Origin of the sequence: Serratia sp. T13T92, assembly GCF_047530105.1 — a bacterium.
Classification (GTDB): Bacteria; Pseudomonadota; Gammaproteobacteria; order Enterobacterales; family Enterobacteriaceae; genus Chania; species Chania fonticola.
Map to the genome: position 1 here is coordinate 189,756 of NZ_JBLJAK010000001.1, position 20,739 is coordinate 210,494.

Here is a 20,739-nt window from a genome sequence, read left to right on the forward strand (position 1 = left end):
TTTTTAGGCAACCTGAGCGTTATTTATATGGCCTGCTGGAAATTTCTTGTGTGACCGTTCAGTTTGCCCCCTTTCACACCCTAGCAAATGCCAGCCGCAGAACAACCTTGTGACCTGTAATGTTTGATTTTTAAACGACCTATCACAGTCATAGGTTAATAAACTTAATACTATCAACTACGATTACCCTAAGGCCATAGAACGTTGTTGATCACGGCCTAGCTGATAGCCCATTGAGGGATATCATTTACGTAAACTGATAAAGCCGTACGCCACAAGGCTAAGAAAGGTTGATTATGGCACGCACTACCCCCATCGAACGCTACCGCAATATCGGCATCTCGGCGCACATTGATGCCGGCAAAACCACGACGACCGAGCGGATTCTGTTTTACACCGGGGTCAGTCACAAGCTGGGCGAAGTCCACGACGGCGCCGCTACCATGGACTGGATGGCGCAGGAACAGGAGCGTGGGATCACCATTACCTCCGCCGCTACCACCTGCTTCTGGAACGGCATGGAGCATAATTATCCTCAGCACCGGATCAATATCATCGACACCCCCGGGCACGTCGATTTCACCATTGAGGTGGAACGTTCGATGCGCGTGCTGGACGGTGCCGTGATGGTGTACGACTCAGTCGGCGGCGTGCAACCGCAATCTGAAACCGTGTGGCGTCAGGCTAATAAGTACAAAGTGCCACGTTTGGCCTTCGTCAACAAAATGGACCGCACCGGCGCGGATTTTTTCCGCGTGCGCAATATGATGATCGAGCGCCTGAAAGCCAATCCGGTGCCGGTGGTGATCCCCATCGGTGCAGAAGACCATTTTGCTGGCGTGGTGGATTTGATCCGCATGCAGGCCATCTTCTGGGATGAGGCGACTCAGGGTATGACCTACCGCTTCGAGGCGATCCCCGCAGAAATGCTCGAGCATGCCCAAGAGTGGCGCGACAAGATGATTGAAGCTGCGGCGGAAGGCTCCGAAGCGCTGATGGACAAATACCTCAATCAGGTCGAATTAACCAATGAGGAGATCGTTCAGGGGTTGCGCGCCCGTACCGTTGCCGGTGAGATCCAGCCAATGCTGTGCGGTTCGGCATTCCGCAACAAGGGTATCCAGCGCATGCTGGACGCGGTGATCGAACTTATGCCCTCTCCGCTGGATGTACCGCCGATGGAAGGCCATGACGAACGCGATAACATTATCACCCGCAAGGCCGATGATAATGAAAAATTCTCGGCGCTGGCATTCAAGCTGATGACCGACCCATTCGTTGGCCAGTTGACCTTCGTGCGCGTCTATTCCGGCATCGTGGCCAAAGGCGATAGTGTCTATAACCCGGTAAAAGGCAAAAAAGAGCGTATTGGCCGTATCGTGCAGATGCACGCCAACGACCGTAAAGAAGTCGATGAGTTGCACGCCGGGGATATTGCCGCCTGCGTGGGCCTGAAGGATGTGACCACCGGCGATACGCTATGCGATCCCAATGCCATTATCACGTTGGAACGCATGGTGTTTCCGGAGCCGGTTATCGCACAGGCCATCGAGCCAAAAACCAAGGCCGACCAGGAGAAAATGGGGATTGCGCTGCAACGCCTGACTTCGGAAGATCCTTCACTGCGTGTACGCACCGATGAAGACTCCGGCCAGACCATTATCTATGGCATGGGTGAATTGCACCTGGAGATCATAGTCGACCGGATGCGGCGCGAGTTTGGCGTTGAAACCAACACCGGCAAACCGCAGGTCTCTTACCGCGAAACCATCCGCCAGAAAGTGACCGACGTAGAAGGCAAATTTGTACGTCAGTCCGGCGGTAAAGGCCAATATGGCCACGTGGTGTTGACGGTGGAACCCAATGAACCTGGTAAAGGCTTTGAGTTCTTTGATGAGATCAAAGGCGGCGTGATCCCCGGTGAATATATTCCCGCGGTGAAAAAAGGCATTCTGGAGGCGCTGAATAATGGCGTGCTGGCGGGTTATCAGATGGTCGATGTCAAAGTGCATCTGACCTTCGGTTCCTACCACGATGTGGATTCCTCCGAGCAGGCATTCCGTATGGCGGCGATCTTTGGGTTTAAGGAGGCCTGTCGCCTGGCCAGCCCGGTGATCCTCGAGCCGATCATGGCGGTAGAGGTGGAAACTCCGGAGGATTACGCGGGTAACGTGATGGGCGATCTGTCGTCACGACGCGGTATGGTGCAAGGGATGGAGGATATCCCCGGTGGCGGAGGCAAAGAGATCCATGCCAAGGTGCCGCTGTCTGAGATGTTCGGTTATTCCACCACCCTGCGCTCCATGTCGCAAGGCCGTGCCACCTACACCATGGAGTTCAGCCACTACGCAGAGGCTCCGCGCAATGTGGCCGAAGAGATTATCCACCACAGTAAACGTTAATTGATAACGGCTACGGGGGAAACCCGTAGCCTCAGATTGATGGCAAAGTTGAATTTGCACTGGGCCAAGGGCGCAGCATGCAGCGCCCCTACGGTCAAACATGTGCGGCCTCTGCAAGTTCGGAGCTATTTTTTGCCAAACTGCATTGTTGCACTTGAGATAGCAGACACTCCCCCAATTCACTTCGTAGGGGCGCTGCATGCTGCGCCCATTAACCCGCCTTGTTAGCGTGTCTCTTCCAACGCCATTACCATCGGCTCCAATTTAATACGCATGGCGTAAATCACCCCAATCATCAAACAGGCGATACCGCATAGCGTCAGCAGTGGTGGCCAGCTATGGCGCAGCATAAAGGTATAGGCCAATCCAGCCAGGATCTCAAACACGATCAGCGGCCCAAGCAGCACCGTCGGTAAACGCTGGCTCGCCTCGTTCCAACACAACGTACCTAGCCAGGAACACAAAACGCCAATAGCGATCATCAACGGGATAAACACCTGCGGCCGGGGGCCGAACGGCAGCGCGAACTGCGGCTGTGTCAGCGCCAATTGCCCGCAAACCAGCAAATAGCCCACCAACGCCAAAGGTAAGGTCACAATCCCCTGTGCTGTGGCCCAGGTCGTGGACCGTTTGTCCGGGTTATCGCGTAACCAACGCGCGTTACGCAGAGGGAACCAGGTCCAACACGCCACCGCTAACAGTGCCAATCCCAAGCCGCTGGTATAACGCCAAACATCAATAGGCTCGCTATTGCCCTGCAGTTCCGCAATGTTGACCAGCACCAGCCCGAGGGCAATCACCAGCAAGGCCGGAGTCAATTTTCGCCAGGAGAGACGGCCGTCGTGATGGCCATAAAACAGATTGGCAGCGACCGATATCACCACCGGTAACGTGCCGATAATCATGGTTGATACCGGCGCTCCGGTACGTTGGATCGCGCTGGCCAGGCACAGGTAATACAGTAGATTGCCGATCGCAGTCAGTTTTAACGCCTCTAGCCAATCTTTTGCCAGCAACTGACGCAGTCGGCGACGATCCAACCAGGCCAACGGCAGCACGACAAGCCCAAAAGCCAGATAGCGCCCGGTGGACTGCAACGCGGCTGGATAGTCTGGCACCAATACCGGGCCAATAAATATCAGGCCCCACATCAACCCGGCAATCAGGGCAAACATTACACCGACAAACATAGTGACTCCATCATCAACAGCCATTCTCAAGTGGCATCAGGATAGAGGGACATGGGGGCAGAATATTGTACCAGGTTGCTGTTTTTAGATTGATGGCAGCGCTAAATATGCTTCGGCTCTGGCCAAGCTTGCCCACCCATAATGTCTCCATTGTGGGCAGGCGATTGAAACATAATCTTAGTTGAAGAAACGCTCAGAAGATTCAGTAATCTGATCGATTAAACGATGCTGACGCAAAGCATCGTCAAAAGTGGTCGCTTCACTGGAGCCTCTTGCTTTGTCCCGGGCATAGGCCGCGTAGAGATAGGCCACATCCTGTGAACTGGCATCAAGATGAGAAACGGGTAAAAACGCATATTCTGCCGGGACAGTCAGATGTTCAAATGTCTCAACGCCATTGCGCATTATCGCTACCGCATTATCATTTCTATTCTCAAAACCACGCGCATTAGTAATACGCAGCACGCCTTCAGTGCCGGTGATATCAATCTGCAGGCCGGTACGATGTTTCTGACCACCCTCAAGCTGAACCGAGAACAGCCCGCCGTCGGTGAGCGTGCCGATAACCATTACTTCATTCGGGCTGGTATAAGGTACTTTCTCACCGGTTTCGCCAATCGTGGTGACAGGAAACTGGTTTTTCGTAATTGCCGTCAGTTTTTGCGGGAAACCCACACCGTGGAATAACATATCGTGGAAATGGCCGCCATATATCGACAGTACCTCGGTGAAGTTGGCTGCATCCAGCGCCCATTTTGCAAACTCCGGCATGACTTCACCAAAAGCATCGACACCTACGGACATACGTACCGCACGGATTTTACCGACGCAGTTTTGTTTTATCAGGTCGTGCCAGAAACGCGAGCTGGGAGAAAAGCGACGCTGAAGGCCGACAATATGTTTAACCCCCTTCTCACGCGCCAGCGCCAGGATCTCTTCTGATTCAGCTGTGGTGGTGGAAAGAGGCCATTCGCTGTAGACATCCTTTCCTGCCTCAATGACTGCTTTTGCCAGGCGGCCATGTTCAGGCGTCGGTGCCAGCACCACAACCAGATCTATATCAGGATTAGCCAGCAGTTCTTCCGGGCCACCATAGGCCTGACCTATGCCGAGCTGAGCGGCATACTTCTCAACCGTCTTTTTATTACGCCCGGCCAGCGCCGTAATCTCAAAATCTTCCAGCGACTGCAGGGCCGGGATGTGACCGTATCTTGCCCAACCGCCTGTGCCAATGATCCCTACGCGAATTTTGCTGCTCATGATGTTTCTCCTGTGTCTGTTTGGGGCGGTCTGAGTAAGCCGTCCGTTAGGTCGCGTTATGGCGGTAATCATAAGCGGATATCCGCTTGCCATTGATGGGGCTGAGTGGCATAACACAAGTGACATATTTGTCAGTAATGATCGGACAGAAACAAATGATGGAAAAAATGACCGGGCTGGAGGTGTTCATGCACGTGGCACAGACGAGAAGCTTCGTCGCCACCGGGCGGGTGAAAGGTATCTCATCATCCGCGGTCAGCAAGAGCATATCGAGGCTGGAAGAGCGCCTGGGCGTACGCCTTTTCCAGAGAAGTACGCGCTCGGTGCGTCTGACTTCTGAGGGCGAGGTTTTCCTGGAGCGGTGCCATCGAATTTTCAGCGAAATTCAGGCCGCAGAAGATGAGCTGTCAGCCATGACCGGGCAGCCTCGCGGAAGGCTCCGGGTTGGGCTACCGTTAGCCGGAGGGTTGATGTTGCCGATGATTGCGCAATTTATGGAGCGTTATCCGCAGATTGAGCTGGACCTCGATTTTTCCGACAGATTATCTGACGTCATTGAGGACGGGATGGACGTTGTGATACGAGGGGGAGAACTGAGCGATTCCAGGTTGATATCACGTCGTCTGGGTTCATTCAGGCTCTGTATTATCGGTTCTGCTGAGTACTTCGAACGTAACGGCACGCCATCCAGTCCGGATGAACTGTCCGGGCATGCCTGCCTTCACTATCGCTTCCCCAGTTCAGGGAAAATGGCACAGTGGCCGTTTCATCACGAGGAGGCAAGAAGTCACTTGCAGGCCGCTCCCTTGACGCTCGTCTGCAGCAGCCTCGAAGTTCTGTTGTATATGGTCAAAGAGGGACGCGGTATCGCCTGCTTGCCGGATTATTCGGTGAAAGATGAGCTCGCCACAGGGGAACTGAAGGCGGTGCTGGACAGCTTTATGGCTCCCGTAACGACCACTTTTCACATGCTCTGGCCCAGTACCCGCCAAATGACGCCAAAGGTACGCGTTTTTGTGGATTACATGGCGGAAATATTTGACAACTTCATGGTTCCCTCCCGGAGATGAGCCGCACAATATAGGGGGAAATACCGTTGGCAACGTGTTGATATTTCGTTTTCCAAGTGGGCACCTTAGCGCATCACCTGCTTTTGGTAGCGCGCAGGCGTGACACCGTAACGATTAACCAGCGCTTTGGTAAGATGTGCCTGATCGCTTAACCCCACAGCTACGGCCACCTGGGCCGCTGGCATTCCCCGCCCGAGCATCTGCTTGGCCTTTTCGAGCCGGATCGCCATCAGCATCTGATGTGGGGTGACATGGAATTGCGCTTTGAATTTACGCTGGAAATGATACGGGCTGAGCGAGACCAGCGCCGCCAGATCGCTCAACGTTATTGGGGAGGCAAAGTTATCCCGCAGATACTCCTTCACTATCGCCATGCGATGAGCGGCTTCATTCTGCTGCGGCTGAGCAATACGCACGTGAGGGCGGAAAATATCCACGACGGACAGCAGCAAGCTATCGAGCGCCAGCGTGTCCCGGGTTTGCCATAGCGCCGCCAGCGTTTGCGAAAGCCGCTTGGCCGCCGCCACATCATGGTGGATCACGTCGTTGAACCAACATCCCTTCTCACCGGAAATCCGCTCCAGCGCCGCTGTCTCCAGATAGATCATCCGATAGTTCCAACCGCCTGCCGTTTCCGCTTCGCCGGTATGCAGCTCGTCCGGATTCATCAGCACCAAGGCACCCGGAGCGGCTAAATATTGTGCCCCACGGTAGCGAAAGCGCTCCGCCCCGGTTGCCACCGTGCCGATGCCAAACGCATCATGGGCGTGCGGCTCAAACGCATAGCGATCGATATGGGCCTGATAAAGCTCCACGCCCGGCAACTGCGGCAAATGCCGGAACTGGGCGCGATCTTTCTCAAACGGAAACTGTTCTGGCACACCTTGCACTTCCCTGGATCCTTTTATCTTTTAGGGTGGGTTTAAACCGGTACGCGACGGCTGATTTCGACCACCTGATCGCTGGGTAGATAATAATAATCGGTCACATGCATGCCGTTACGCACCATCAGTGCAAAGAGACTACGCTGCCACGCCGGCATCGCGCCACGGCCTTCACGTTTGACAATGGTTTCATGCCCCAGATAGTAGGTTACGTCGTTAAGATTAAAGCCGCATTGCTGCGCTTCCAGATGACGTAACAGCTGAGGAATGTTTGGCCGCTCCATAAAACCATAATGAGCGACGCCACGCCAGAAGTCGGGTGCCAGTTCGGTCATGGTTAACCGTTCTTCGTTGGCCACTCGCGGTACGTTTTGCACTTCGATACTCAATGCCAGCAAGTCGGTATGCAGCGAACCATTGCGTTTGACGTGCCATTTCATTACCGGCGGCGTGCCTCCCTGGGAGCGCGTCAGGAAGATAGCCGTGCCCGGTACCCGTGGAATAGCCTTTTGTTCAATCTCCTTCATAAAGGTGGCCACCGGCACCACTTTCTCGTCCAGGGTTTGCGAAGCAGACACCACGCCACGGTGCCAAATCAGCATCACGGCATACACCGCAGCAGCCAGTAACAGCGGCATATAGCCGCCTTCCAACACCTTGCTCATGTTGGCAACCAGGAAACTGAGATCGACGACGAAGAAGCCTCCTGCCAGTATCAGGCTGGTTGCCAGGCTCCATTGCCACACTTCGCGCATGGCGACAAACAACAACCCCGTAGTCATGATCATGGTCAGGGAAACGGCGATCCCGTAAGCCGCCGCCAGATTATCGGAGGATTTGAAAAATACCGCCAGGAACACCGTTACCGCCATCAATAACCAGTTGATCGCGCCAATGTAGATCTGCCCGTAGCTCTCTTCGGTGGTTTGTTTAACCCGTAAACGCGGTAACCACCCCAGTTGGATGGCCTGACGCGTCATGGAAAACGCACCACTGATAATGGCCTGGCTGGCAATAATGGTGGCTAGCGTGGCCAAAATCACCAGCGGGATCTGCAGTACGGGTGGGCACAGGCGGAAGAAGATGTTTTGTGTCACATCTGCACCGGACAAGATCAAAGCCGCCTGCCCCGCATAGTTCAGTAGCAGGCTGGGGAACACGATACCAAACCAGGCCAGCCAGATAGGCTTTTTACCAAAGTGCCCCATATCGGCATATAGCGCTTCCGCACCGGTCACGCAGAGGAATACCCCGCCGAGCACCAGAAAGCTGACCATCCCGTTGGAGAACAGAAACTCAAAGCCATACACCGGGTTGATCGCCATCAACACCGCCGGATATTGGATAATGCCCCAAATCCCCAGCGCAGCAATCACCGCGAACCATAGCGCCATAATCGGCCCGAATACTTTACCGATGCGGGCCGTGCCCAGCGCCTGAATAGCAAACAGACTCACCAGGATCACCACGGTTGCGGGCAGGATATAAGGCTTCGACTGAGGCAAGACGATGTTCAACCCTTCCAGCGCGGAAAGCACCGAAATCGCCGGGGTAATGGCCCCATCGCCGTAGATGAGTGCCGCGCCAAACAGCCCGGCAAATACCACCACCGGCCGAGTGCTCTTTTTGCTGACCAGCAACGACATCAGCGCCAGGATACCGCCTTCACCGTTGTTATCGATACGCATGGCAAAAGTGGCGTATTTTACCGAGGTGACGATCACCAAGGTCCAGAAAATCAGCGACAGCAACCCGAGGATCACCGCTGGTGTTGGTGCATCCCCAGACAGGAACAGCACGGTTTTCAGAGTATACAGCGGGCTGGTACCAATATCGCCAAATACCACGCCCAATGCACCACCTGCCATCAGTGTCAGGCTGCTCTTGTTACTACCTTCGGCGGACATTGCATCTTCCTTAACTGTTTGATCGGACAAGGTGAGTCTTACGTAACAAGGATAGTGCAAAACAACACAAACAGGTCTACTGACCCGCCTTCCTTGGCGGGCAACAAATTAAGGCAATGCCTCCAACGCAGTAAACAGAACCTGGGCCGCCGGGGTCAAACCAGTCATATGCATGCAAGCGTGCACCATCCCAGGCAAACGCTGGCAATTCACGTTAACGCCAGCTTCTTGCAATCGCTGTGCATAGCGTTCACCTTCATCCCGCAGCGGATCGTATTCGCATACCAGGATCGTCGCTGGTGGTAAGTCTGCCAGCGTTGACGCATGCCAAGGAGAAGCATAAGGCTCCTGAGGGTCGGTATCAGGCCCAAGGTAGTTTGCCCAGCACCACCCCATGATCTCCTGCGTCAGGTAGTAACCTTCACCATATGCGTCAAAGCTTGGCATCGCCATCCCGCTATCCAATGCAGGGTAAAGCAGGTATTGATGTTCTACGGCTGGCCCTGGCCGATCTCTGGCCATCAGAGCTGCCGCTGCCGCGAGGTTCCCACCCGCACTATCCCCGCCAAGCGCAATCCGCTGGGGATCGATGCCGATTTGCGCTGCTTGTTCCGAGGCCCAACATAGCACCTGATAAATGTCATGCAACGGCGTCGGGAAAGGATATTCCGGAGCCAGGCGATAGTCGACAGACAGGATCACTCGCCCAGTGGCATTGGCCAACGCGCGGCAAGGCCCATCGTAAACGTCAAGCGAGCCCAGACACCATCCGCCACCGTGAGCGAACACCATCGCCGGAAGCGGCATATCATCCGGTGCATTTAGGGGAATATAACCGCGCACGCTAATAGTTTGCCCGCCGCCAACCGAGATGTGGAACGCCATTATTTTTTTGACGGGCTGGGGTGCCCCCTGCAAGCGCTGTAACCCAACGGCCGTCTGCGCACGTAACTCCTCCAGTGAGGATGGCGCGGGCGCATCGTCCTGTTGCTGCAAAAATAGCGCGATCTGCTTATCCAGCGGCATGGGCTTTCCCCTCCTGTAAAAAAGGCAGGATCAGGGTGATAAATTCCTCGTGGCACTCCTCGGTAATGAAATGCCCACAGCCAGGCACCACTTCCCCTTGGAGTTGATGAGCCTTGCCCTGCAAGGTAAGGAATGGAGCATCGCGGGTCGCATGTTCTGCGCCAATCGTCATCACCGGCATCATTAGGGGCGTTTTAGCCCGCAACTGGTTTTGTCGAATGGTCTCAGGAATGGCCCGGTAATAATCAAAACCGGCCCGCAAGTTGCCAGGCACCGAGTAAGCCGCGATGTAGGTTTCCGCGGCGACGCGATCGCGCCGGTAAGACCAGCGGTTGAAAATGTATCCCAGATACTCAGCCTCTCGGCCGGTGGTCAGGGCTTCGGGCAGGTCGGTTAACTGGTTAAACATAAAATGCCACAGGAAGATGTTGTCCTCGGCGGGAACAAAGATCGGCGGTGCCTCTGCCAAACCGGGGATCACCGCTTCGGTCAGCACCAGCCTGCTCACCGCCTGAGGGTAATCGCTGGCCAACGCATAGCCCAACCACATGCCAATATCATGGCCGATCACCGCATAGCGCTGATGCCCCAGTTGCGCCATGACCTGATGGAGTTTTTCGGCAACGCTGCCGGTGTCATAACCGCCGAGGGGTTTGTCCGAATCCCCTATACCAGGAGGATCTACAGCAATAGCCTGAAAGCCCGCATTGGCTAGCGCCTGCATGACGTAACGCCAGGTGTACCAGGTTTGTGGCCAGCCAGGGATCAGCAGCACCGGTTGCCCACTACCGGCGATGGCGCAGTGAATACGCTGGCCGTTGATTTTAATATAGACGTGTTCGGCCTCGAGCCCATTGGATAATGGCCCGTGAGTCAGCATAGTCATAAGGTGCTCCAGAGGTTAGCGAATGCCCAGCAAGGCTTTGATTTGTTGTTGGTTGACCGGCGCACCGGCAAAGTCATCGAACACTTTATCCGTGACCGGAATAATATGGTTGCGGATAAACGCGGCGCCTTCTTCGGCTCCGGTTTGTGGATGCTTCAGGCAGCATTCCCATTCAAGCGTGGCCCAACCGGCATAATCGTACTGCGTCAATTTGGAGAAGATGCCTTTAAAGTCCACTTGCCCATCCCCTAATGAACGGAACCGCCCTGCACGATCCGCCCAGGACTGATAGCCGCCGTAAATCCCCTGCCGACCACTCGGATTAAACTCTGCGTCCTTGACGTGAAACATACGGATGTGATCTTTATAGATATCGATAAATTCCAGATAGTTGAGCTGTTGCAGCACGAAATGGCTGGGATCGAACAGCATTTGGCAGCGTGGATGAGCCGCAACGCGCTGATGGAACATTTCAAAGGTAATGCCATCATGCAGATCTTCGCTGGGGTGGATCTCATAACACAGGTTGATGCCCTGCTCATCACAGGCATCGAGCACGGGTAACCACCGTTTGGCCAGCTCATCGAAGGCCGTTTCAATCAGCCCTGCTGGCCGTTGCGGAAATGGAAACAGGTAGGGCCAAGCCAGCGAACCGGAGAAGGTACCCATTTCAGTCAGGCCTAGGCGTGTGGACGCTTTTGCCGCCAACAGCAGGTTTTCTTTGGCCCAAAGCGTTCGCCCTTGCGGATCGCCACGTAGTCCCTCCGGCACAAAACTGTCGCATAACGCATCATAGGCTGGATGCACCGCCATCAGTTGGCCGAAAATATGCGTGGTTAACTCGCTGATCACCAGGCCGTGCTGCGCTAGCATGCCGGTGATGTCATCGCAATAACTTTGGCTTTCCGCCGCGGTTTTCACATCAAACAAACGGCTATCCCACGCAGGGATCTGCAAAGCTTTAAAACCCGTCTCTTTTGCCCAGGCGGCAATCGCTGGCAGGCTATTGAACGGTGGAGCTGCATCACTAAATTGAGCAAGGTGCAGGCTGGGGCCTTTAATCGTTTTCATTGTCTTTCCTATTGTTTGTCGATTGACAAACAATAGACTTAAATCGAATCATCGGCAAGCGGATTTTGAAATTCGTTGGCGTTATCCGCTATTTAAGCGATCCTGTACTCCGCAGCAAAATCACCGGAGAAGATGACGATGGCAGGTAGACCCAGAGAGTTCGATCGTGAACAGGCCCTATTGCAAGCACGGGACTTATTTTGGCGACAGGGATTTGAAGGCACCTCAATGTCCGACCTGGTGGCCGAACTGGGCATTGCCTCGGCCCGGATCTACAAGGCCTTCGGCTCGAAAGAATTACTGTTTCGTGAAGCGATAACACACTACGAAGCACACGAAGGTGGCTTTGCCGAGCGTGCTTTCGAAGAACAGGCTAGCGTGCGTGAAGCCATCAAACAGATGTTGAACGACGCTGTTGCCCTCTACAGCCACGGTGAACTTCCTCAAGGGTGCATGGTGGTCTCTTCTGCGACCAGCGTCAGTGAAGATAATCAGGGCGTCATGCGCTGGTTGATGGAACACCGCCAACAGCGCACTCAAGGTATTATCGCCAGGTTGCAGGATGCGGTACAGGCCGGAGAACTCCCCGCCAACACCGATGCAGAGAGCCTTGGCGATTATTTTGCGGCGTTCCTGCATGGTTTGTCCGTTCAGGCTCGGGATGGCGTGAGCCGTGCCCGGCTGGAAAAGGCGGTGAAACTCGCCCTTACTATGCTCGATCGTTCCCCGGAGTAATTACCTTACCCACACTTTTAATGTGACAAGGTTAAAAAATATTCAACAACCTGGTTGAGTATTGACGCTGACGTTCTATATTTAACCATATGGTTAAATTATCTTCCTCACCGCTGGACGCCATTTTCCACGCGCTGGCCGACCCGACAAGGCGCGCCATCCTGCGTACATTGGCCGAAGGCGAACACAGCATCGGTGAACTGGCTGCGCCGTTCGAGATGTCGTTTGCCGGAGCGTCCAAGCATATCAAAGCGCTGGAGCTTGCCGGGCTGGTGCAACGCACCGTGCAGGGAAGAAACCATATCTGCCGGCTCGCTCCCGAGCCAATGGTGCAGGCCATGCAGTGGCTGCAAACCTACGAACATTTCTGGAATGAGCGGCTGGACGCGCTAGAACAAGCGCTGCTGCAGGCCGACTCGCATCCTCCGACGGAGTGAACCCATGAACGACTACGGTATGATTATTGAAACCGGTACGCTGCGGATCCAGCGGCTGCTGCCCGGCCCGCTCAAACGCGTCTGGGCCTACCTGATCGAATCGGATAAACGTGCCAGCTGGCTGGCCGCCGGTGAGATGCCCATGCAGGTCGGGGCCAAGATCGAGCTACTGTTCTGCAATGCCGATTTGGCCGGTGAGGATGAAAAACCGCCGGCAAAATACAAATCCTGTGCCGGTAAAATCGCCCAGATGGGTCATATCACCTGCATTCTGCCACCGCGCCTGGTGAGCTTTACCTGGGCAGAAACAGGGGAAGCCCGCCCTTCTGAAGTCACTATTGAACTGACCGAGCAAGAGGATAAGGTGCTGTTGACCCTTACCCATCGCCGCCTGGCCAACCGCGATACCCTGCTCAGCGTCGCCAGCGGCTGGCATACCCATCTGGATCTGCTGGCCGATCGCCTGCTGGAGCGGACACCAAGCCCGTTCTGGGCCTCAATGAGCCGGTTGGAAGACGAGTACCGGGCCAAACTGTAAGCCTTCGGGATGAGGATCGGGTTCTCATCCCCTTTACCGCTCAAAGCTGGAAGATGAGAATTTAAAACTCCCACTTGGTGACTGGAGTATAATGCGTTGCACCAATCTGATGCCCTTGAAACATGGAGTTACGATGCGTCAACGTATTATTGTTTGCCCGTTAATTGAAAACGATAACGCCTATCTGCTATGCAAAATGGCGGCCCATAAAGGGGTGTTCCCTGGTCAATGGGCGTTATCCGGCGGCGGTACCGAGCCAGGAGAAACCATCGAGCAGGCGTTGCGTCGCGAAGTAAGTGAAGAACTGGGTAGCGATCTGGTGCTGGACCGCATTCAACCTTGGACGTTTCGCGATGACGTGCGGGTGAAGACCTACGAAGACGGCAGCAAAGAACAAATCTATATGATTTACCTGATTTTTGACTGCCACGCGTCCAACCGCACCATCACGCTTAATGACGAGTTTGAAGAATATACCTGGGTGCGAAAGGAAGAACTGGCCAGCTACGATCTGAACGAAGCGACCCGATTCACGCTACGCCAACGTGGGTTGCTGGAGTAGTGATGCCCCTCACCCTAACCCTCTCCCAAAGGGAGAGGGAACCGATCGAGTTCGTTGATTGTCTTGCGTAAAACCTTGCCGTTCTTGTTTTTATTCCCTACTTTCCAAAGCAGCACAACCCCATCAAAAAAAACCGGACTGCTCCCTCGTCCAAAAGGAGAGGGAACCGATCGAGTTCGTTGATTGTCTTGCGTAACACCTTGTCTTTCTTATTTTATTCCCTACTTTCCGAAGTAGCACAACCCCATCAAAAAAGCCGGACTGCTCCCTCGTCCAAAGGGAGAGGGAACCGATCGAGTTCGTTGATTGTCTTGCGTAACACCTTGCCTTTCATGTTTTTATTCCCTACTTTCCGAAGCAGCACAACCTCATCAAAAAAGCCGTACAGCTCCCTCGCCCTACGGGAACCGATCGAGTTCGTTCATTGTCTTGAGTAAAACCGTGCCTTTCTTGTTTTTATTCCCTACTTTCCGAAGCAGCACAACCCCATCAAAAAAGCCGGGCAGCTCCCTCGCCCAAAGGGAGAGGGAACCGATCGAGTTCGTTGATTGTCTTGAGTAAAACCTTGCCTTTCTTGTTTTTATTCCCTACTTTCCGAAGCAGCACAACCTCATCAAAAAAGCCGTGCAGCTCCCTCGCCCTTCGGGAGAGGGTTGGGGTGAGGGGCAATCGAGGACGGATTAGCCTGAAATTGCCCCGGCTCTTCAAATCCCCCCTAACCCGATAAACAACCCGGCAATAGTGGCGCTCATCAGGTTGGACAGCGTCGCAGCCAACAGGGCCCGGAATCCTAACTGGGCAATTTCCGAGGCCCTTTCCGGCACCACCGCACTGAATGCCCCCACTACCACGGCAATCGAACCAAAATTGGCAAAACCGCACAGTGCGAATGAGATCACCGCGATGGTTTTCGGATCGAGCAGCATCGCGCTTTCTTTCAGGTAAGGAGAGAAACTGAGATAGGCAACAAACTCGTTAATTGCCAGTTTCTGGCCAATCAGCCCCCCCGCCAGATCGGCATGTTCCCAGCTCACGCCCATGATGTAGGCTAACGGAGCAAACAGATAGCCCAGTAGGCTTTGCAGGCTGACGCTTTCAACGCCAAACAGGCCGCCCACGCCGCCGATGATGCCGTTGATCAACGCGATCAGCGCAACGAAGGCCATCACTACCGTGGCAACACCCACTGCAATTTTCAGCCCCAACATCGCGCCGTTGGCCGCCGCTTCGATAATGCTGGCAGGCCGTTTATCACTGAATGACATTTCGCTGAACTCAACGCGGGAAGGCTCCGTCGCCGGGCTGAGCAAACGGGCAAACAGGATCCCCCCCGGGATAGCCATCAGGGAAGCCGCCAACAGATACTCGATGGGAACGCCCAAACCGGCATAACCGACCAGCATCGAACCGGCAATCGAGGCCATACCGCTACAGATCACCGTGAACAGTTCATTGCGGTTCATGTGTTTAACAAACGGCTTCAACACCGCAGGCAACTCATTCTGCCCCAGGAAAATGGTAGTCACTGCGGCGAAGGACTCCACCTTGCTGATATTCATAAGCCGCTGGAAGACATATCCAAGAATATTGATCACCCACTTCATTACCCCAAGGTAATATAAAATAGAAATCAACGAGGTGATAAAGATGATGGCGGGTAGCACGTGAAAAGCGAACACAAAACCTGCCCCATCGAAAAGCTCATTCATTTTCGGCCCTACCAGGCCGCCAAAAATAAATGCGCTCCCCGCATCGCTGTACGAGATCACGCGATTGACACCGCTGGCAATGGCGTTAATTAGCCATTTGCCTGCGGGGACATACAGCATAATAGCGCCAAGCAACACCTGCAGTAATAATGCCGCACCGACCGTGCGCAAGCTTATTTTTCTTTTATTGACAGAAAACACAAAGCCGATTAATAACAGGATCGACATACCTGCCAAACTGCGCAACAACTCCATAAGGCCCCCTTCTATTTTGTTTATTTCCTTCTTTACTCGGCAAACGGCAATAGCCTGCCGCCTGCCGAGGCAGAAGTGATTTATCAAGGACAAACGTAGAGTGCTAATTTAAGCGTTAAGCGCAATTTCGCTGATAATGACCCGCGATCTTGGCTGCCAATTCGGCATTATTAAACACCAGCTGAATATTGGCCTGCAGGCTGTCGCCGCCGGTCAATTCAGCGACTCTGGCTAGCAAGAATGGCGTACTATCCTTGCCGGAAACACCCTGCTCCACGGACTCTTGAACAGCCTGCTCAATGGCCTGGTTGATCTTCTCTTCAGGCATTGCGTACTGCTCTGGGATTGGGTTGGCAATCACCATCCCGCCCTGCAAGCCAGCCGCCCACTTGGCGGCCATTGCCCGCGCGATTTCCTGCGGCGTATCCAGGCGTACGCTAACGGAATAAGGGCTGGTACGGCTGAAAAATGCGGGCAGGCTGTCGGTGCCGTACCCCACCAAAGGCACGCCGTGGGTTTCCAGATATTCGGTGGTTAAACCGAGATCCAGGATCGATTTGGCACCGGCGCAAATCACCGCCACGTTGGTTTGTGCCAACTCCTGTAAATCGGCAGAAATATCAAACGTCTGCTGCGCGCCACGGTGCACGCCGCCAATCCCGCCAGTGGCAAATACGCTGATCCCGGCCAGTTCGGCAATGATCATGGTAGAAGCCACGGTGGTTGCGCCGTTTTTGCCACTGGCAATAACAAACGGCAAGTCGCGGCGGCTCACTTTGGCGACCCGGTGCCCTTCGCGGCCCAGCGTTTCTATCTCATCATGGGATAGCCCCGCCTTCATCCGCCCATTGATCACCGCAATGGTCGCTGGCACCGCCCCGTTGGCACGGATCTTTTCCTCTACCTGCAAGGCGGTTTCAACGTTTTGCGGGTAAGGCATGCCGTGGGAAATGATCGTCGATTCCAACGCCACCACCGGCCGGTTTTCGGCCAGGGCAAGCGCCACTTCAGGAGCGATATCCAGGTATTGATGGGTGATTAGGCTATTTTGCATGATTGTAATTCCAAAAGTTTTTGAACGCTGCCTTGTGACAGGTTCGGGTTATTGGTGAACTCAGAGGCCAGGGTCATTGCCGAACAGCCCTGGGCAAAACGAATACTGTGATCGAGTGGGAAATCCTCCAACCAGCAACTCACCAGCCCCGCCATCATGGCATCCCCGGCTCCGGTGACGTTGACTACCTGAGTCGGCAGCGGCGCCGACCAACCGTGCTGACCATCCACCTCGCTGAAATAAACGCCGTGGCTACCCATACTCAGGGCCAAACGCTGCACACCTTGCTGGTGGAACCATTGGGCCACCACCGGTGCGTCGCTCGCCTGGGATATTTTCATCCCGCTGAGGATTTCCGCCTCAATCCGATTCGGCTTCAACGTATGGATATGCGAGAGCCAGTTTTTGATTTTTGGCGCTTTAAAAGCAGAAACCGTATCGACAAATACCGGTACATTACCGGCATTGCTAAATAACCAGGCCAGCGCGTCTTCGGTCAGGTTGCAGTCCAGCACCAATACGCCACAGTGCTGAATTAAATCCTTGGAATGGGATAACAGCGCCGGGGTCAATTTTTCCAGGATGCGCATGTCGTTGATAGCGACCAGCATTTCACCATTGCCATCCAGCAACGAAACGTAGGTCGAGGTGTTTTCACCATGCAATCGGTGGCAATTATCCACGTTAACACCCGCCAGTTTTGCCTGTTCCAGCAGCGTCGTGCCGTAGAAATCGTCGCCAACCACCGAAACCAGGTGGCATTCGGCCCCTAATAACGCAATATTCTGCGATATATTTCTCCCAACACCACCTGGGGTGCATTTTATTTTCCCTGGATTGGAGTCTTCATAAACCAACTGCGTATTGGCATAACCACAAACGTCCATATTTACCGAGCCAACGGTGACCACATAACGGTGTTCGGAGAGAATATAGCCTTTACCTTTAATATAACCTTTATTCATCAAATTCATGATGTGTCCTGCTACACCAGAACGGCTAATACCTAGAATATCGGCGATTTCGTGTTGTTGAATCAACGGGTCCCGCCGAAGGAGTTGCAGTATCTGTTTTTCCCGGTTGGTCATAATTAACACTTGTTTGTTTTTGAACAGGTGTTTGTTTTAAATCGGAACCCGACAACAGTAAAGCGGTAACTATCGGAGTTGAGATTATGATCGTAACTTGTCGCAGCGCCGTTTTCAGCGATTAATTTGTGACGTTAATCATGTTAACCCAGATTTAAAACGTTTTTTCTTATGGTTTTTTGGCGGGGGCGAAATTTCGTGCTGAAGATAAACTCATTAAAACAAGGGGATGGATTTTGGGATTATTTAAACCAACACGTGTTGGTAACCTTGTTAATTACAAGGATTAATCTCACTGTGGTTAATTTCGGTTACATAGAAAAACGATCGGCCTCACACAATTCTCTTTCATGGCATCGATTATAACCATCCGAGAGCAGTCACCTGCTCTCGGAGAGCGTTAAACGGTAGTTACTTATCCTTCAGCCCGCGGTTGATCAGCATCGGTTCAATGCTCGGCTCCTGCCCACGCCATTTAACGTACAGCTTTTCCAGATCCTGACTGTTGCCCTGTGACAACACCTGCTCACGGAAACGCTGGCCATTCTCTGCCGTTAATCCACCGTTATCGCTGAACCATTGGAAGGCGTCATCTGCCAACATCTCCGTCCACAGATAGGCGTAATAACCGGCAGCATAGCCGTTGCCCCAGATATGCTGGAAATAGCTGGAGCGATAGCGTGGTGGCACATAGCTGAGATCGATCTTGTCCTGGCGCAGCGATGCGGCCTCGAACTTGTCCACGTCCTGCTGCGGTTGATCGGCGCCCAGCATGTGCCAATGCATATCCAGCAGCGCGGCGGCCAACAGCTCGGTCATGGCGTAGCCCTTGTTGAACTTGTCGGCCTTGTTGATTTTATCGACCAACGCCTGCGGCATCGCGTCACCCGTTTGGTAATGCTTGGCAAAGTGGGCGAATACCTGCGGATCGCTGGCCCAGTGCTCGTTAAACTGCGACGGGAACTCGACAAAATCGCGGGCAGTGTTGGTGCCAGACAGGCTTGGGTATTGCTGATCGGCAAACATGCCGTGCAGCGCATGGCCAAACTCGTGGAACATGGTGATCACGTCATCATAGGACAGCAACGCCGGTTGGCCCGCTGCGGGTTTGGTGAAGTTGGAGACGTTGTAAATCACCGGCTTGGTACCGTTGAGTTTGGACTGCTCAACGAAGTTGCTCATCCAGGCGCCGCCGCCCTTGTTGTCACGCTTAAAGAAATCGGTGTAGAACAGCGCCAGAGACTGGCCGTCTTTATCAAATACCTCGTATACCCGCACGTCCGGATGATAAACCGGGATATCTTTGCGCTCTTTAAAGCTGATGCCGTACAGCAAATTGGCGGCGTAGAATACGCCGTTATGCAGCACGTTGTTCATCTCAAAGTAAGGCTTGATCTGTGATTCATCCAGATCGTACTTCTCTTTACGCACCTGCTCGGCATAAAACTGCCAATCCCAGGCGGCCAGCTTAAAGCCGCCGTTTTGCCGATCGATCACTGCCTGAATGTCTTTGGCCTCACGCTCTGCCCGGGCCGTGGCGGCAGGCACGATATTACGCATAAACGCCAACGCCGCATCCGGGGTTTTCGCCATCTGATTTTGCAACTTCCAGGCGGCATAGTTCGGGAAACCCAGCAGTTTGGCCTGCTCGGCCCGCACTTTAGCTAACCGCGCCAGGGTTTGGCGGGTATCGTTGGCGTCATTTTTCTCTGCGCGGTTGATCGAAGCGTCGAACAACTTTTGGCGAGTATCGCGATCTTGCAGGTTTTGCAAATCAGGCTGTTGCGTGGTGTTCTGCAACACCAACAGCCATTGCTTATCCAGCTTACGTTCACTGGCCGCCTGCGCTGCTGCTGCCAACTCGCCCTCTGAAAGCCCGGCTAGCAGGGTTTTATCACCGATCGCCAACGCACCGTTTTTACTGGCAGCCAGTAATTTATTGGTGAACTGGGTGCTCAGCGTCGCCGCTTCCTGGTTCAATGCTTTCAGTTGGGTTTTATCCGCGTCAGAAAGATTGGCCCCGGCCAGCACATAGTTCTTGTAGGTAACCTCTACCAGCCGCAGGGACTCGGGGTCCAAGTTGAGGCTATCACGCCGATCGTAAATCGCCTTGATGCGCGCAAACAGCTTGCTGTTCAGCATGATGGCATCGTCTAACGCCGCCAGCTTCGGTGAGGTTTCTTCATCCAGCTTTTGCAGCGCGTCGCTGGTGTTGGCGGAGGTCATCGCCCCAAACACGCTCATGGTGCGCGTCAGCAGTGCGCCGCTTTTTTCCAGCGCCACAAAGGTATTGTCAAACGTAGGTTCTGCCGGGTTATTGGCGATCTTTTCGACTTCTGCCAGTTTCTGCTGGATACCGGCGGCGATGGCCGGGGCATAATCGCTTTCGCTGATGACATCAAAGCGAGGAGCTTGGAAGGGTAACTGACTGGTGGCAAAGAACGGGTTTTCTCCCTGCTTATCCTGCTTAACTTCTCCGGCCACTTTCGCCTCCTTAGTCTGGGTGTTCGTTTCTGCCAGCGCGGGCGTGCTTAGCGCAACGCCAATCGCCAGTACCAGGGTTGATAAACGCATCAAATTGAAACTCCTCCATGTCTTAATCTAGGGACGCTGTGTCCACTTGGATAGAAGCTGCAAATTCAGCAACATAGCCTAGCTTAGGCTC

Annotated in this window: 17 protein-coding genes; 6 read left to right on the forward strand and 11 right to left on the reverse strand. The window is 54.0% G+C overall.

Going from position 1 to position 20,739, the window contains the following annotated elements:
• Positions 1–296 precede the first annotated feature (296 nt).
• On the forward strand, positions 297–2,402 hold the full coding sequence (fusA, locus tag ACMV5I_RS00785; protein WP_121606795.1) for an elongation factor G: 2,106 nt from the start codon (positions 297–299) through the stop codon (positions 2,400–2,402).
• 224 nt (positions 2,403–2,626) lie between these two features.
• Here fusA and ACMV5I_RS00790 read toward each other — a convergent pair whose 3' ends face one another.
• Together ACMV5I_RS00790 and ACMV5I_RS00795 are read right to left on the reverse strand one after the other, a co-directional pair.
• A complete protein-coding gene (locus tag ACMV5I_RS00790; RefSeq protein ID WP_414823439.1) occupies positions 2,627–3,592 on the reverse strand; it encodes a DMT family transporter in 966 nt (321 codons plus the stop codon).
• 177 nt (positions 3,593–3,769) lie between these two features.
• Entirely contained in the window at positions 3,770–4,852 is a 1,083-nt protein-coding gene (locus tag ACMV5I_RS00795; RefSeq protein WP_414823440.1) for a Gfo/Idh/MocA family protein, read from the reverse strand.
• A gap of 158 nt (positions 4,853–5,010) precedes the next feature.
• On the opposite strand from ACMV5I_RS00795, the gene ACMV5I_RS00800 reads away from it, so the two are divergent.
• On the forward strand, positions 5,011–5,922 hold the full coding sequence (locus ACMV5I_RS00800) for a LysR substrate-binding domain-containing protein (protein ID WP_414823702.1): 912 nt from the start codon (positions 5,011–5,013) through the stop codon (positions 5,920–5,922).
• A gap of 65 nt (positions 5,923–5,987) precedes the next feature.
• Here the strand turns inward: ACMV5I_RS00800 and ACMV5I_RS00805 are convergent, their stop codons facing one another.
• From ACMV5I_RS00805 to ACMV5I_RS00825, 5 genes are all read right to left on the reverse strand, one after another.
• The gene (locus ACMV5I_RS00805) at positions 5,988–6,812 is read right to left on the reverse strand and encodes an AraC family ligand binding domain-containing protein (RefSeq protein ID WP_414823441.1); all 825 of its coding nucleotides are present in this window, start codon (positions 6,810–6,812) and stop codon (positions 5,988–5,990) included.
• A 32-nt stretch (positions 6,813–6,844) separates the two neighbouring features.
• The gene (locus ACMV5I_RS00810; protein ID WP_121606792.1) at positions 6,845–8,713 is read right to left on the reverse strand and encodes a potassium transporter Kup; all 1,869 of its coding nucleotides are present in this window, start codon (positions 8,711–8,713) and stop codon (positions 6,845–6,847) included.
• A 108-nt stretch (positions 8,714–8,821) separates the two neighbouring features.
• Positions 8,822–9,739: an alpha/beta hydrolase gene (locus ACMV5I_RS00815; protein ID WP_414823442.1), complete on the reverse strand. Its 918-nt coding sequence runs from the start codon at positions 9,737–9,739 to the stop codon at positions 8,822–8,824.
• Positions 9,726–10,625, reverse strand: coding sequence for an alpha/beta fold hydrolase (locus ACMV5I_RS00820; protein ID WP_414823443.1), 900 nt, complete (start codon positions 10,623–10,625; stop codon positions 9,726–9,728). Before ACMV5I_RS00820 ends, ACMV5I_RS00815 begins: the two co-directional genes overlap by 14 nt.
• A gap of 15 nt (positions 10,626–10,640) precedes the next feature.
• Entirely contained in the window at positions 10,641–11,696 is a 1,056-nt protein-coding gene (locus tag ACMV5I_RS00825; RefSeq protein WP_202727260.1) for a sugar phosphate isomerase/epimerase family protein, read from the reverse strand.
• A 138-nt stretch (positions 11,697–11,834) separates the two neighbouring features.
• On the opposite strand from ACMV5I_RS00825, the gene ACMV5I_RS00830 reads away from it, so the two are divergent.
• From ACMV5I_RS00830 to nudI, 4 genes are all read left to right on the forward strand, one after another.
• On the forward strand, positions 11,835–12,431 hold the full coding sequence (locus tag ACMV5I_RS00830; RefSeq protein WP_261444744.1) for a TetR/AcrR family transcriptional regulator: 597 nt from the start codon (positions 11,835–11,837) through the stop codon (positions 12,429–12,431).
• Positions 12,432–12,520: 89 nt separating this feature from the next.
• On the forward strand, positions 12,521–12,868 hold the full coding sequence (locus tag ACMV5I_RS00835) for an ArsR/SmtB family transcription factor (RefSeq protein ID WP_021178010.1): 348 nt from the start codon (positions 12,521–12,523) through the stop codon (positions 12,866–12,868).
• A 4-nt stretch (positions 12,869–12,872) separates the two neighbouring features.
• On the forward strand, positions 12,873–13,406 hold the full coding sequence (locus ACMV5I_RS00840; RefSeq protein ID WP_024531294.1) for an SRPBCC family protein: 534 nt from the start codon (positions 12,873–12,875) through the stop codon (positions 13,404–13,406).
• Positions 13,407–13,539: 133 nt separating this feature from the next.
• Positions 13,540–13,968 (forward strand): nucleoside triphosphatase NudI, encoded by a 429-nt coding sequence (gene nudI, locus ACMV5I_RS00845; RefSeq protein WP_414823444.1) that lies wholly within the window; start codon positions 13,540–13,542, stop codon positions 13,966–13,968.
• Between the two features lie 704 nt (positions 13,969–14,672).
• On the opposite strand, the gene ACMV5I_RS00850 is transcribed toward nudI, so the two are convergent.
• The 4 genes from ACMV5I_RS00850 to dcp all read right to left on the reverse strand — a co-directional run bounded on the left by ACMV5I_RS00850 (position 14,673) and on the right by dcp (position 20,648).
• On the reverse strand, positions 14,673–15,932 hold the full coding sequence (locus ACMV5I_RS00850; RefSeq protein ID WP_024486753.1) for a NupC/NupG family nucleoside CNT transporter: 1,260 nt from the start codon (positions 15,930–15,932) through the stop codon (positions 14,673–14,675).
• A gap of 115 nt (positions 15,933–16,047) precedes the next feature.
• On the reverse strand, positions 16,048–16,986 hold the full coding sequence (locus ACMV5I_RS00855; RefSeq protein ID WP_121606786.1) for a pseudouridine-5'-phosphate glycosidase: 939 nt from the start codon (positions 16,984–16,986) through the stop codon (positions 16,048–16,050).
• On the reverse strand, positions 16,971–18,074 hold the full coding sequence (locus ACMV5I_RS00860) for a PfkB family carbohydrate kinase (protein ID WP_414823445.1): 1,104 nt from the start codon (positions 18,072–18,074) through the stop codon (positions 16,971–16,973). Before ACMV5I_RS00860 ends, ACMV5I_RS00855 begins: the two co-directional genes overlap by 16 nt.
• Positions 18,075–18,485: 411 nt before the next feature.
• Positions 18,486–20,648 carry a peptidyl-dipeptidase Dcp gene (gene dcp / locus ACMV5I_RS00865; protein ID WP_202673151.1) on the reverse strand — a complete coding sequence of 721 codons (2,163 nt, stop codon included), beginning with the start codon at positions 20,646–20,648 and terminating at the stop codon, positions 18,486–18,488.
• Positions 20,649–20,739: the final 91 nt, after the last annotated feature.

Coding starts and splice junctions, on each gene's coding strand:
- ACMV5I_RS00825 (WP_202727260.1), bottom strand. CDS start 11,696: ATGAAAACGATTAAAGGCCCCAGCCTGCACCTTGCTCAATTTAGTGAT.
- ACMV5I_RS00850 (WP_024486753.1), bottom strand. CDS start 15,932: ATGGAGTTGTTGCGCAGTTTGGCAGGTATGTCGATCCTGTTATTAATC.
- ACMV5I_RS00860 (WP_414823445.1), bottom strand. CDS start 18,074: ATGACCAACCGGGAAAAACAGATACTGCAACTCCTTCGGCGGGACCCG.
- ACMV5I_RS00810 (WP_121606792.1), bottom strand. CDS start 8,713: ATGTCCGCCGAAGGTAGTAACAAGAGCAGCCTGACACTGATGGCAGGT.
- ACMV5I_RS00830 (WP_261444744.1), top strand. CDS start 11,835: ATGGCAGGTAGACCCAGAGAGTTCGATCGTGAACAGGCCCTATTGCAA.
- ACMV5I_RS00790 (WP_414823439.1), bottom strand. CDS start 3,592: ATGTTTGTCGGTGTAATGTTTGCCCTGATTGCCGGGTTGATGTGGGGC.
- nudI (WP_414823444.1), top strand. CDS start 13,540: ATGCGTCAACGTATTATTGTTTGCCCGTTAATTGAAAACGATAACGCC.
- ACMV5I_RS00840 (WP_024531294.1), top strand. CDS start 12,873: ATGAACGACTACGGTATGATTATTGAAACCGGTACGCTGCGGATCCAG.
- ACMV5I_RS00835 (WP_021178010.1), top strand. CDS start 12,521: ATGGTTAAATTATCTTCCTCACCGCTGGACGCCATTTTCCACGCGCTG.
- ACMV5I_RS00855 (WP_121606786.1), bottom strand. CDS start 16,986: ATGCAAAATAGCCTAATCACCCATCAATACCTGGATATCGCTCCTGAA.
- dcp (WP_202673151.1), bottom strand. CDS start 20,648: ATGCGTTTATCAACCCTGGTACTGGCGATTGGCGTTGCGCTAAGCACG.
- ACMV5I_RS00820 (WP_414823443.1), bottom strand. CDS start 10,625: ATGACTATGCTGACTCACGGGCCATTATCCAATGGGCTCGAGGCCGAA.
- ACMV5I_RS00800 (WP_414823702.1), top strand. CDS start 5,011: ATGGAAAAAATGACCGGGCTGGAGGTGTTCATGCACGTGGCACAGACG.
- fusA (WP_121606795.1), top strand. CDS start 297: ATGGCACGCACTACCCCCATCGAACGCTACCGCAATATCGGCATCTCG.
- ACMV5I_RS00795 (WP_414823440.1), bottom strand. CDS start 4,852: ATGAGCAGCAAAATTCGCGTAGGGATCATTGGCACAGGCGGTTGGGCA.
- ACMV5I_RS00815 (WP_414823442.1), bottom strand. CDS start 9,739: ATGCCGCTGGATAAGCAGATCGCGCTATTTTTGCAGCAACAGGACGAT.